This window comes from bacterium (genome assembly GCA_004322275.1).
Lineage (GTDB): Bacteria > Desulfobacterota > Deferrisomatia > Deferrisomatales > BM512 > SCTA01.
The window spans coordinates 39,964-52,578 of sequence record SCTA01000022.1 but is presented as its reverse complement, the minus strand read 5'-3'; the positions used below and the strand labels follow the sequence as shown (position 1 = coordinate 52,578).

Below are 12,615 nucleotides of genomic sequence, written 5' to 3'. Positions count from 1 at the left end.
CGGAGCTTTCATGATGGATAAAAAGGTCTTCAACTTCTTCAAGAAATTCGCCGACAGCCCCAGCCCCTCCGGATACGAGCAGCCCGCCCAGAGGCAGTGGCGCGAATACGTGCGCCCCTTCGTCGACCGGATAGATTCCGACGTGATGGGCAACACCTGGGGCGTACTCGAAGGCAAAGAGAAGCCCCGCGTTATGCTGGCGGGCCACGCCGACGAAGTCGGCCTCATGGTCAAGTACATAGACGACGACGGCTTTTTGTTCTTCTCCGCCATCGGCGGTGTTGACCTCCACCTGATGCCCGGCAAGAGGGTGAACGTCCACGGCGCGAAAGGGCAGACAAAGGGAATAATCGGCAGAAAGCCGATTCATCTCCTCGAAGCGGAGGAGCGCACCAAGGTCGCCAGGCAAAAAGACCTCGCCATCGACATCGGAGCCTCCAACAGGGCCGAGGCGGAAAAGCACGTCGCCGTCGGCGACGCCGTCACCTTCGCCGACGAGCTTGAGCTCCTTCTCGGAAATAACGTGATGGGGCGCGGCTTCGACGACAAGGTCGGCTCCCTCATAGTCGCCGAAACTCTCAGGAGGGTGGCGAAGAAGAAGGACTCCCTCGCCTGCTCCGTCTACGGAGTCTCCACCGTGCAAGAAGAGCTCGGCCTTCGCGGCGCGACCACCAGTTCCTTCGGCATTGACCCCGACGTTGGCATCTGCGTGGAGGTCACCTTCGCCACCGACCACCCCGGCAGCGACAAGAAATCCACCGGCGACATCCGCCTCGGCAAGGGCCCGGTGATCACGCGGGGCGCCAACATAAACCACCGCCTCTTCGACCTCATCCGGGAAACCGCAAAGAAGAACAAGATTCCCGTGCAGATAGACGCCTCCGCGAGGGCTACCGGCACCGACGCCAACGTAATGCAGCTCAACCGCGCCGGAGTAGCCACCGCGCTTATCTCCATTCCGCTTCGCTACATGCACACCTCCGCCGAGGTGCTTAGCCTCGTGGATGTCGAAAACGCCGCCGAACTCGTCACCGCGACGCTCCTCGCCATCGATCCCACCATCTCCTGGAAGCCCGAATAGGTTGGCGGGAGAGGCTGGAGCGCTTTAAATGGCCAAGGAGGGAGGCGAGGGGATAAAGGTAGTCTGCACCAACAAGAAAGCGTGGCGCGACTACGAGATCGAGGATACCTTCGAGGCCGGAATCGTCCTCTGGGGAAACGAGGTCAAGTCCCTGCGCGACGCGAGGGCCACCCTGACGGACGCCTACGTCAACTTCCGCAACGGAGAGGCGTGGGTCACCGGCTTTCACATAACCCCCTACACCAACACCCGCATCGAGTATCAGGAGCCCGACCGCGAGCGAAAGCTACTCATGCACTCGCTTGAGATACGCAAGCTCGAAGCCAAGGTCAACGAAAAGGGCTACACCCTCCTCCCCCTGCGGGTCTACTTCAAGCGCGGCCGGGCCAAGGTCGAGCTCGGCCTCGGCAAGGGCAAGAAGCTCTATGACAAGCGCGAGGATATGAAGAAGAAGGATGCCATGCGGGAGATGGAGCGGGAGACCAGGGGGAGAGGCCGCGAATAGCAGGACGGCTTCGGCTTTTCCCGTCATGCTTCGTTGCCGCCTTGCGCCGGGCGCTTGCCGTAGTCACGCTACTGTCTGCGCGCCCTTGCTCGGCGGCGCCTCGCCTGACGAAAAAATCCAAAGCCGTATTTGAAACGAAAGTACCAGTTATGCAGGTCTCTTTGAGCGAAGCGAGGCGACAAACAATTAATGAAATGTCTACACGGCTTTTGGTCTTAGTGCTACCTGCTACCGGCAGGAACCAAACCGATGTTGGAAGGCCTGGTTACCATAATGTCAACCTCGCAACTTAGGGTTTTCCCGCCTTGTTCTTGTGCCATGACCTTGAGTTTATTCATATTAAGCGGAGCGAAGTCAGCGGTTAATACTTCAAAGTCTATCTGAATAAGCCTAGGAGATGTAGGAGGGGCAACTTCCCTGCAATACTCTGTATCTGGAATGACAGTCCTGCTTACAGGGGCCCCAGTCGTATCATGGGCACCGTCGATTAAGCATAGACGGGAAATGTGATTTTTGGTTTTGTCCGCAGGGTAATCCTTATCAGTACTCTCAAAAGTATAGCCGACCCACTCAATTGGTTTGTCCATCTCTGCGCTTAGGCTCAGCCGCATTGAACCGTCTGCTGTCTCAGAGTCTCTTACGAAAACAATTGGTCCTTTTGCCTTGCAGAGGTCGTATCCATTGCTAATTTTATTTTGACTGCCATTAGCATCAAATAGCCACCCAGCCTTCTGTTCAACAACTTTGGCCGAGAGATGCGTGCAACCTATGCAAACGGAACAAACCACTGCAACTATCAATGCAAAAAGTGTCGTTGTACGCATATCCGGTCTCCTTGGAATTGGATTTCGCCACGCGAAACCCTTTGGCGGTAAATCATAGCACGCGTTTGATACGGCGCAAGAGGTTCGCAAAAAAACTACATGCAGCACCTTTTTTAGGCGATGATCAGCGATGCTACTGCCGATTCGGTGACGCATTATATCCATTTTGATGGGTTAATGTCAATTCCGCCCGGTTAGCTGGGTAGGATATGTAAGACTTAGTTTCGTAGGTTAGGTGGAGAGTACGACACCCAACATTTGCGAGGCGCATGTCGTTGTAATTGTTGGGTTTCGCTTGACGGTACGGGTAATCGTGTTTCGCGGTTGACCGTGCTTTGATAACCGATTTTTCTTCCGTGGCTGGGTCGCTCAACCGCAACCTACGCAACTTTTCGTTCCCGGGGCCCATACGCGGCGCAACGAGTGGAGGCGTCGGGCCGGCGCGGGGTCTTAGCGAAGCGCTAGCGGAGCGGGTGCCCCGTACGGCCCAGCCGGAACGAAGTGGTCGCGCTTTTTAAAGCGCGAGCGACGGGTCCGGGCCGATTTCTTGGGCACTTCTTTCTAAAAGAAGTGCCAAGGGGAGCGGGGCAGAGCCCCGCAACCATCCAATTACATTAAGGTTTTTTCTCTGCCTTCTTATGCTCCACCTTGTCGAAAGTCACCGGAACGGTTAGTTCTTTCCCTTCCCGAATGACCTTCACCTCCCCGGCCTGACCGATGGCTTTTTTGGTCATCTCGAAGGTGAGGTCGAAAAGCACCTTTACCTCTGCGCCGTCCACGGCGGTTATGACGTCGTCCTTTAAAAGCCCGGCTTTTGAAGCGGGCGAGAGTTCCATGACACTCCGTATCCTCACCCCTTTGGGCTCTTCCGAGTCCTCTATGCCCACGCCGAGCATTGCCTTCTGGCCTTCGAGGTCCTTGTAGGCTACTCCCCAGACGAAGTCGGCGATGGGGAGAGGGAGCGGGGGAGGGCTCACGTCCATCAGGCGGTCCAGTTTATCCTCGGGAAATTCGACTATCCAGGGATCGACAATCGCGAAGGGCTCGGGGACGCGGCGAAAGACCCGGCGCGGAATCCCGAAGCCGTAGCGGACGTGGTTGCCCCCCGCGAGCACGATGAGCTTGTGGTCGGGATTGGCGGAAAGGTATTTGGCGGCGGTGTCCGCCATCGTCTCGTCCCAGAGCATCTGGCCGCGAAGGAACATCTTCCCTATCTCGGGCTTCCCGTCGCCGTGGCCTACGAAGAAAGCTCCGATGTAGGCGTTATAGTAAGGGTCGTTTTCGTCGAGCTCGACCTCGGCCTTTGAGGGCTCCGCGCTCATCGCCTTCGCCATGGCGTTTTCCCCGGAGGGAGGTTCGGCCGCCTTGGCGGGCATCATGGCTTCCATGGACTTCTTGGGTTTTTCCCTGTTGAGGGCGACGAGGGGAATCTTTGCGTCCCGCGCGTAGGCGAGTATATCCTTGTAGTATTCGTACTGCCCCCAAGTCTCTGTCCACTTCTGCAGAAATTCCTTCTCGTCGATCTCCCCCTTTACCCACTGGTCCGCCGCCTCCTGATAGGGGAGGCGCAGCATCTCCATGCCGACCGCGACCTTGCCGGGGAACCTTCGCGAAAGGCGCTGGATCGCCATCAGCTGTATCCTGTGGTCGTTGACGGAATCGTGCGCCTCGCCTATGTAGATGACGCGGAAGCGCGAGAGGTAATCGATCAGTTCGTCTTCGGTGACAACGCGCCCGGTGGGGACGTGAATTATCTGCTCTTCCTTGAGCTCCGCTAGATTGAAATAGGGCGAGGCCGGGGCGCCTTCTCCGGCAAGCTGCTGCGTCGCGCAGCCCGCGAGGAAGAAAACGGGAAGAGACATCAGAAGGAGCGTGAAGAGGGCTCTCATAATTTTTTTCTCCGTGTTAAAGCAGGTCCGTCAGGAAGAGTGCTTGCGGTGTTTCGTAAATTCCATCAGCAGGATCAGTCCGACGCCCACGCAGATGGCGCTGTCGGCGACGTTGAAGGCCGGCCAGTGGTATTTGCCTATGTAGAGATCTAGAAAATCCACCACCGCGCCGTGGCGCAGCCTGTCCGCGAGGTTCCCCAGCGCTCCGCCGAGGATGAGGCCGAGGTATGCCGGAAGATATTTGTCTTCGTCGCCCTGGGTTTTTGTGAGCCAGAGGATGAAGGCGGCGGCGGCGAGGGTTACGCCCGCGAAGAGGGGCGTACGGAAACTCCCGGCGTTGGAGAGGATGCTGAAGGCCGCACCGGTGTTCTGGACGTAGGTGAGGTTGAAAAACCCCTTTATCACCGGGACGGTCTCGTAGAGCGAGAAACGGGCCTCGACGAGGGCTTTAGTTCCCAGATCGAGGCCCACGGTCAGCGCCGTGAAGAGTGCAAGCTTGCGGTATTTGTTCATTCAGTCAGGTGGCCCGCGCAACGGGTGCAGATTTCGGGCTTGTCCGCTACCTCGCCGACGGTGGTGGAGTAGTTCCAGCAGCGCTGGCATTTTTGCCCCTCCGCCTTCTCCACGTCCACGCTGAGGCCCGGCAGCGCTTCGTCGCCGACCGCTCCCTCGCCGCCCTCGACAAGGTCTACCTGGCTGACGATGAAGAGGAAGGGGAGCTCGTCGGTGTAGGGGCCGAGAAAGTCCTCCCAGCGGTTGTTCACGTGGAGGATGATTTTCGCGTCGAGGGAATGGCCGATCTCTTTTTTGGCCCGCTTCTCCTCGGCGGCCCTGGAGACGAGGCGGCGGATGTCGCGCAGCTTCTGCCAGCGGTCGGCGAGCTCGTCGTCGAGCGCGGCGAAATCGATCTCCGGGAAGGTCTCCAGATGCACCGATTCGGTGGAGCCGGGGATGTAGCGCCACACCTCGTCGGCGGTGAAGGCCAGTATCGGCGCCATTATCTTCGTCATCTTCTGCGATATTTCGTAAAGCACCGTCTGCGCAGCCCGCCTGCCGAGGCTCTTCTTCGGGAAGGTGTAGATACGGTCTTTCAGGATGTCGAGGTAGAAGGCGGAGAGATCCACCGAGCAGTAGTTGTGCAGCCGGTGGAAGATCGCGTGGAACTGGTAGTCGTCGTAAGCCTTCACGCACTTTTCCACGAGGCGGTTCAGGGTGTCGAGCGCGTAGAGGTCTATCTCGTAAAGCTCCTCGCGCGATACCGTGTCCACCGCCGGGTCGAAATCGCTGATCGTGCCGAGGATGAAGCGCGAGGTGTTCCGGATGCGCCTGTAAGCCTCCTCAAGCCGTTTTAGTATCTCTTCGCTGACGCGGATGTCGTCGCGGTAGTCCTCGGCGGCCACCCAGAGGCGGAGCACCTCGGCTCCCCGGCGGCTGACTATCGACTCGGGGGCGATGACGTTGCCCGAGCTCTTGGACATCTTCTTTCCGTCGCCGTCAACCACGAAGCCGTGGGTGAGCACCGAGCGGTAGGGTGCTATGCCGCGAGTCCCGACCGAGGCGAGAAGACTGGAGTGAAACCAGCCGCGGTGCTGGTCGGAGCCTTCGAGGTAGAGGTCGGCGGGGAAGCCCAGCTCGGGGCGTGCTTCCGCCACCGCCGCGAAGGAGACGCCCGAGTCGAACCAAACGTCGAGGATGTCCTCCTCCTTGCGGAAGGTGTCGTTGCCGCACTTCTTGCACTTCGTCCCCCTGGCGAGAAAATCCCCCACCGGCCGCTCGTACCAGGCGTCCGCTCCCTCCTTCTCGAAGTAGGAGGCGGCTTTTTCGGCCAGTTCGAGAGTGGCGATCGTTTCGCCGCACTTTTCGCAGTGCGCCGCGACTATCGGAACGCCCCAGGTGCGCTGGCGCGAGATGCACCAGTCCGGGCGGGCGGCTATCATGTTGTAGATGCGGTCGCGGCCCCAGGCGGGAATCCATTCGACCCGCTCGATCTCCGAGAGCGCCTTTTCGCGAAGCTTCGTCTCCTCCATCGAGATGAACCACTGGCGGGTTGAGCGGAAGATGACCGGCTTCTTGCACCTCCAGCAGTGCGGGTAGGAGTGGGTTATCCGGCCCAGATGGAGAAGGTAGCCGGAGTTTTTGAGAGCCTCTATGACCTTGCCGTTAGCGGTGAAGACGTCGATTCCCGCGAGGTCGGGGACCTCGGCGGTGAAGAGCCCCTTGTCGTCCACCGGCGCGTAGGCGTCGAGGCCGTACTTCATCCCGATCTCGTAGTCTTCCTGACCGTGGCCGGGAGCTGTGTGGACGCAGCCGGTGCCCGCGTCGAGGGTGACGTGGTCGCCCAGGATTATCAGGCTTGCCCTGTCATAGAGGGGGTGGCGCGCCTCCACCCTTTCGAGGCGGGCCGGGTCGATGGCGGCGATCTCCTTGTAATCGGTCCAGCCCATCGACTCGAAGACCCCGGGCGCGAGCTGTTTGGCAAGGATGTAGACCATGCCGGAACCGGCGGGGTGTTCGTAGGCCGAATACTCGTAGTTGGGCCCGAGGGCCACCGCGAGGTTTGCCGGAATGGTCCACGGCGTCGTCGTCCAGATTACGACGTGGGACTTTTTACCCGCCAGCGCCTGGTCTATGTAGCCGAGATCCTTCGGAATAGGGAAGGCGACGGTGATGGAGGGGTCTTTTTTGTCGGCGTACTCGACCTCAGCCTCGGCCAGGGCCGTCTTGCAGTCGATGCACCAGTAAACCGGCTTCTTTCCCTGATAGACCGCGCCGGTATCCATGAACTTCCCCAGCTCCCGCACTATCTGGGCTTCATACCCGTAGTTCATCGTCAGGTAGGGGTCTTCCCAGTGGCCGAAGATTCCGAGGCGCTTGAATTCCTCGCGCTGGATGTCCACGTACTTCTGGGCGTATTTGCGGCAGTAACGGCGGAACTCCGCCTTGCCCATGCCGGTCTTCTTTTCGCCCAGCTCCTTGTCAACCTGATGCTCGATGGGAAGCCCGTGGCAGTCCCAGCCGGGGATGTAGGGCGCGCGCCGCCCCTGCATCGAGCGGAACTTTATGATTATGTCCTTGAGTATCTTGTTTATCGCGTGGCCCATGTGTATGTGGCCGTTTGCGTAGGGGGGGCCGTCGTGAAGGATGAAGGGTATGCGGTCCTTTCCCTGCTCCAGCAGGGTCTTGTAGACCTTTTCGTTTTCCCAGCGAACCATTATCTCCGGCTCTCGGGCGGCCAGATTGGCCTTCATGGGGAATTCGGTATTTGGAAGGTTCAGCGTATCTTTGTAATCCATTTTAAGGAACTTCTCCCAGAGCGTTGAATTTAAAAATTATTAAAAGGGAAGATTTTACTTTCCCGCGAAGGACTCTTTGAGACGGGCAATCGCCCCGGCGTAGGAGGGTGCGCCGAAGATGTAGCTTCCCGCTACCAGCGCATTCGCTCCCTGGCCGACAACCTCCCTGGCTGTATCGTGATTTATCCCGCCGTCTACCTGAATTATCGGGCTTAGTCCCCGTTCGCTCGCCATCCTGCGCAGCGCCCCGACCTTTTGCGAGGCGCTTTTAATGAACGCCTGACCGCCGAAGCCGGGGTTGACGCTCATTATGACCACCATGTCCAGCTCTTCCAGCACGTATTCGAGCGCCGAAAGGGGAGTGGAAGGGTTCAGGGCTGCTCCCGCCTTCGCTCCAGCCTGCTTTATCTGCTGGATGGTGCGGTGCAGGTGGGGGCTGGTTTCGGCGTGGACGGTGATGTAGTCCGCTCCCGCCGCCGCGAACTCGTCCACGTATTTTTCCGGCTCGACTATCATGAGATGGACGTCGGCAACGAGTTTCGTAGCCTTTTTGACTGCCTTTAGCACCAGAGGGCCTATAGTTATATTGGGGACGAAGCGGCCGTCCATCACGTCTACGTGAATCCAGTCGGCTCCGGCGCTTTCGACGGCGCGTATTTCTTCGGCCAGCCTCCCGAAATCGGCGGAGAGGATAGAGGGGGCGATTATAGACATCTAATAGCCTCGCAAAGGGGAGAATCGGTATAGTTGCCAATGTGAACTGATAATTATATTGGCAAAGTCTTCCGGATGGAAGGAGACATTTGACGAAAGAGGAGCGCAGTGCCTAGTCTGCGGAGACGGAAAGTGTGACCTCCGAGCCCTTTTGAACTTTTGAGCCGGGCATTGGCTCCTGCCCGATTATTCTGCCGGAGCGGGAAGGGTCGCCCAGCTGGGTGTCCTCGACCCTGCTGATCTTGAGGCCCAGTTCCGACAGCGTTTTTTCCGCTTCGGCGAGGGGGGCGCCGCTGAGATTGGGCATTCTCATGTAAGGCTGCTCGGGACCGGTTGCGACGAGCAGAAAAACCTGATCCCCCTTGCTCATCTTCGTCCCGGGAACCCTGCTCTGGGCGATGACGGTTCCGGCGGGTTCTCCGGGTATCCTTACCGCCGGAGCGGGAGTCAGCCCCGCCTGCGCCAACTGGATGTTTGCGTCCTCCTCGAACTGGCCGATGAGATCGGGGACGAACTGGCGCTCGCCTCCCCGCGAGAGGACCACGCCCACGCCCCGGCCTGCCTTGACCACGCTGCCCGCCGAAGGCCGCTGTCGAAGCACCCGGTTTTCCTCCACCCCGTCGGAGAAGGCGAAGTCCCGAACCTCAAGTTCGAGTCCGCGCGCGTTCAGGGTGTCCAGGGCGTCGGTGAGTGACATGTTGTAGACATCGGGCACCTCTACCTCCGGCGCCTTTTCGACCATGAAGGCGACGACGAGGTAGGCGCCGAGGCCGGCCACCGCCAGGGCGAGCATGGAGTATAAAATTACGATTAAAAATCGGCGCATTACTGACTCCGGCGCATGCGCGCCGCGAAAAATCCCTCAAGATAGCCTCCCGGCGAGGAGGCGGGGGGTCTCGGAAAGGTCCGCACGAAACCTTCCTTCGTCACCAGCCGGGGGGAGATGAAACCGGCGGCGGATTCAACCGAGAAAGCGGGGTTTTCCTTGAGGAAAGCCTTTACGGCCTCCTCGTTTTCCTCCCTCGCCGTGGTGCAGGTAGCATACACCAAAATGCCTCCGGGCTTAACCATCTTTGCGGTGTTTGCGAGTATCCGCTCCTGCAGGGGAGGGAATCCGGCGAGTTCGGCGGGGGTCAGCCGCCACCTCTTCTCGGGGTTGTGGGCGAGCACGCCGAGACCGGAGCAGGGGGCGTCCACGAGAACCGCGTCGAAGGGATTCTCGTCTTTGTAGAGGGCGGCGTCGGAGAGTACCGGCTTTATCGAGCGGAGCTCGAGCTTTCCGGCGAGTTCTCCGATCATGCTCACCCTTCCGGGGTGGATGTCCAGCGCGACGATTTCTCCTCTGTCCTCCATCAGAGAGGCCAGATGGGTCGCTTTTATGCCGGGGGCGGCGCAGGCGTCGAGTATCCTCCAGCCGGGAGCCGGGGCGAGGAGCAGCGAGACGAGTTGGGAAGCCTGACCCTGCGCCACGGCCAGCCCCTTTTTCAGGAGTTCGAGTTCCCGAAGGTCGCCGCCTCCGCAAAGCCATATCCCCTGCGGCGAGTACTCGCCGGGGCCGTATTCCTTCGTCTCTCCGAGTGAGGTCAGCGCCTCTTCCCGCGATATTTTCCTCGTGTCCACCCTCAAAAATACCGGGGGAACCGCGCCGAAGGTCTCGGCCATCAGTTTCGCCCCCTCCTCGCCCTCCTGAAGCCGCCAGTGCCCGACAAGCCACGCCGGGAAGCCGGTTTCGAGGCCGGTTCTCTCGTCGAACCCTTCCGGCCGGGGGAAATCCATCCCCACCGAGGAGATCTTGCGCATCAGGGCGTTGACGAGCCCCCTCGCCTTCGCGTGGCCGCTGCGGGCGGCGAGCTCGACCGTCTCCGAGACCGCGACGGGCGCGGGGATGCGGTCGAAATAGAGAAGCTGGAAGGCTCCGGTGCGAAGGATGGTGAGGAGGGCGGGGTGGAGCTTTTTGAGGGGCCGCTGATAGGCGTTTTTTATCGCGGCGTCGAGGAGGTTTCTCCGGCGGAGAACGCCGTAGACCAGCGCCGTGACAAGCCCGCGCTCTCTGGGGTCGAGCGCCCTTTCGCGCCTGAAAAGTCCGTCGAGGTACTGGTCCGCGTAGGCTCCCCGCCTCTCGATCTCGTCGAGAGCCTTCGCCGCGAGGCTCCGGGCGCCGTTATTTATTTTATCGCTTTGCACCGCCGCCTCAGTGGGGTGCTTCGGAGTGGCCGAGCTCGATCTCGCGCACGAATTCAAGCTTCCGCAGTTCCCGAAGGAGGCGGTCGAGGGCACGGGAGGTGCCCGGACGGAACTCAAGGTGGAGGATGTTGTCCTCCCCCGGAAGGCTGATGGAGTTTATCTCTATTTCGAGGTTTCTGAAGGGAGCCATCGTCCTGTAGAGAAGGCCGGGGGTGGGGGTGGTGACTATTTCGAGTTTTACCGGGCCCGGATCGCGAAGCTCGATCTTCTTCTGGCGGTCCCATTCGACCGTTACCCTCGGGACCGAGTCGTCGGAAAAGCACCCCTTGCGGTGGACGGTCAGCACCCTCTCCCCGGCGACTCCCTCTATCTCGTCGCCAAGGACCGGAACGCACTTGGTACAAAAGCGCAGATTCGAGGAGAAATCGTACCTGCGGACGGTCCGGGCTGCGACCGGCTTTGGGGGCATGACCTTCTGGAGGAGGGCGCTCACGGGGTTCCAGCCCGGCCTCGCGAGGGGGCCGAGCACTTTTTCGAGGGGCATCTTTCCGAAGAAGACCTCCTCGTAAATTTTATCGGTCTTCTCTCCGGACTGGGCGGCCAGCGCCTTTACCCGGTTGTCCACCTCCCAGCTGTCCATGCCGGCGGCGGTGCCGACCCCCAGAAGGAGCTTTTTCCCCTCCTCGGAGGCCTTCCTGAGCTCTTCCTGGCGAAGATAGCGTTTAATGGCGCTCATCGCCCGCCTAGTCGTCGCCCACTGCTGAAATTTTTCGTTGCAGACGGGGTGGTCGGCGGTCTTGATGATGACCCTGTCGTTCATCTTCAGTTTGGTGGCTATAGAGGTGGGTATGTCGTTTATTATAGCCCCCGTGGCCCGAAGGCCGAGCCCCTTGTGAAGGGCGAAGGCGAAATCGAGAGCGGTGGCGCCGACCTCAAGGTTCACCGTTTCACCCTTGGGAGTCGTGACCTGTATCCCGTCGGGCAGGTTGAAGCGCAGGTAATCCTGTATGTTGGCGAAATCCTCCGCCTCAAGAAACTCCCGCAGGTCCTTCAGGTAGCGCGTGTTGAAGTGGGCGCTTTCCACGTCCATCGAAAGGAGGCCGAGACGGTTGTAGCGGTCGTCCTCTCTGCTGGCTATGTAGAAGCGCACGATCATGCCCCTGTTGGAGATCGAGGTTTCGAGGGCGCGAAAACCGTTTTCGCGGGGGTTGGAGATGTTGTCTTTAAAAGTGCCGGGAATCGCGGGGAAGGAGATGTGGACCCTGCCAAGCGCCTGATAAGCGGCTTCCCTGGACTCCGCGATGATGCGGACGGTGAAGAGGTTCTCGTTTATCACCGGGAGGGTGTGGTCGAAGCGGTTCCAGTGGATGTCTATGCGGACTGTAAGGTCGCCGGGGAAGACTTCCGCGAGGCGGGAGCGCAGGTGGACGAGGGGGCGCTCCAGTTCCTTTTTCGCCTTCTTCTGGGCCTCCTGAAACTCCGCGTACTTCTCGGGGGTGAGGTATTCCCCCACCTGCTCGCGGAGTCTGCTCGCGAGGTCCAGCATACAGAGCCTCTCGCAGGTGTTGGCGTACATCGTCGCCGATTCGCGGGCTATCCGAAGGCGTTTTTCGGGGCTGAAGATGTGGAGGGTGCCGAGGTTATCCACCCTGTCGGCGATCTTTATGAGCAGCACCCGGATGTCTTTTAGCGCGTACTCGAAGAGGCGTCGGTAGGAGAGTTCCTTGTCGTCCTTTATCTTCGTCAGCGCCTCGACAAGTTCCGCCGAGTCGGGAAAGTCGCGGCGAAGCTCCTCAAGGCTGTAGTCGGTGTCCTCTATCGTATCGTGGAGTATCGCCGCCTCGATGGAGGGCCAGTCTACGATTCTTCCGAAGCGGCTGACCTCCATCGCCGTGCGAAGGGGGTGATAGATGTAGGGCTCGCCGGTTTTCCGCAGCGACCCGGCGTGAAGGCGGTTCGCCACCTCCACGGCTTTGGTCAGCCGCGTGGAAAGCTCCTGCAGCTCGTTGTCGTCTACGGCGTGGTGCAGGATGTACCACGAAAGTATGTTGTCCTTCTCTTCGGCGAAAGCCTGAGTCACTTGACCCGCACTCCTCATGGACCGGTGTATATTACTGAAATTATT

10 protein-coding genes are annotated in these 12,615 nt (G+C 59.8%); 2 read left to right on the top strand and 8 right to left on the bottom strand.

Annotation, left to right across the window (positions count from 1 at the left end; all coding sequences use genetic code 11):
• The first annotated feature begins 13 nt into the window (after nucleotides 1–13).
• Nucleotides 14–1,081 (top strand): M42 family peptidase, encoded by a 1,068-nt coding sequence (locus EPN96_07170; protein ID TAL17019.1) that lies wholly within the window; start codon nucleotides 14–16, stop codon nucleotides 1,079–1,081.
• A gap of 28 nt (nucleotides 1,082–1,109) precedes the next feature.
• Entirely contained in the window at nucleotides 1,110–1,586 is a 477-nt protein-coding gene (gene smpB, locus EPN96_07165) for an SsrA-binding protein SmpB (GenBank protein TAL16952.1), read from the top strand.
• A gap of 221 nt (nucleotides 1,587–1,807) precedes the next feature.
• Here smpB and EPN96_07160 read toward each other — a convergent pair whose 3' ends face one another.
• The 8 genes from EPN96_07160 to EPN96_07125 all read right to left on the bottom strand — a co-directional run bounded on the left by EPN96_07160 (nucleotide 1,808) and on the right by EPN96_07125 (nucleotide 12,588).
• Nucleotides 1,808–2,410 (bottom strand): hypothetical protein, encoded by a 603-nt coding sequence (locus tag EPN96_07160; GenBank protein TAL16951.1) that lies wholly within the window; start codon nucleotides 2,408–2,410, stop codon nucleotides 1,808–1,810.
• 614 nt (nucleotides 2,411–3,024) lie between these two features.
• Nucleotides 3,025–4,299: a PDZ domain-containing protein gene (locus tag EPN96_07155; GenBank protein ID TAL16950.1), complete on the bottom strand. Its 1,275-nt coding sequence runs from the start codon at nucleotides 4,297–4,299 to the stop codon at nucleotides 3,025–3,027.
• A gap of 30 nt (nucleotides 4,300–4,329) precedes the next feature.
• On the bottom strand, nucleotides 4,330–4,812 hold the full coding sequence (gene lspA / locus EPN96_07150) for a signal peptidase II (GenBank protein TAL16949.1): 483 nt from the start codon (nucleotides 4,810–4,812) through the stop codon (nucleotides 4,330–4,332).
• The gene (locus EPN96_07145; protein TAL16948.1) at nucleotides 4,809–7,592 is read right to left on the bottom strand and encodes an isoleucine--tRNA ligase; all 2,784 of its coding nucleotides are present in this window, start codon (nucleotides 7,590–7,592) and stop codon (nucleotides 4,809–4,811) included. Before EPN96_07145 ends, lspA begins: the two co-directional genes overlap by 4 nt.
• 54 nt (nucleotides 7,593–7,646) lie before the next feature.
• On the bottom strand, nucleotides 7,647–8,306 hold the full coding sequence (locus EPN96_07140) for a ribulose-phosphate 3-epimerase (GenBank protein TAL16947.1): 660 nt from the start codon (nucleotides 8,304–8,306) through the stop codon (nucleotides 7,647–7,649).
• Nucleotides 8,307–8,418: 112 nt separating this feature from the next.
• Nucleotides 8,419–9,132 carry a PASTA domain-containing protein gene (locus EPN96_07135; GenBank protein ID TAL16946.1) on the bottom strand — a complete coding sequence of 238 codons (714 nt, stop codon included), beginning with the start codon at nucleotides 9,130–9,132 and terminating at the stop codon, nucleotides 8,419–8,421.
• The gene (rsmB, locus tag EPN96_07130) at nucleotides 9,132–10,607 is read right to left on the bottom strand and encodes a 16S rRNA (cytosine(967)-C(5))-methyltransferase RsmB (protein ID TAL16945.1); all 1,476 of its coding nucleotides are present in this window, start codon (nucleotides 10,605–10,607) and stop codon (nucleotides 9,132–9,134) included. Before rsmB ends, EPN96_07135 begins: the two co-directional genes overlap by 1 nt.
• Nucleotides 10,498–12,588 carry a bifunctional (p)ppGpp synthetase/guanosine-3',5'-bis(diphosphate) 3'-pyrophosphohydrolase gene (locus EPN96_07125; GenBank protein TAL16944.1) on the bottom strand — a complete coding sequence of 697 codons (2,091 nt, stop codon included), beginning with the start codon at nucleotides 12,586–12,588 and terminating at the stop codon, nucleotides 10,498–10,500. Before EPN96_07125 ends, rsmB begins: the two co-directional genes overlap by 110 nt.
• Between the last annotated feature and the right edge of the window lie 27 nt (nucleotides 12,589–12,615).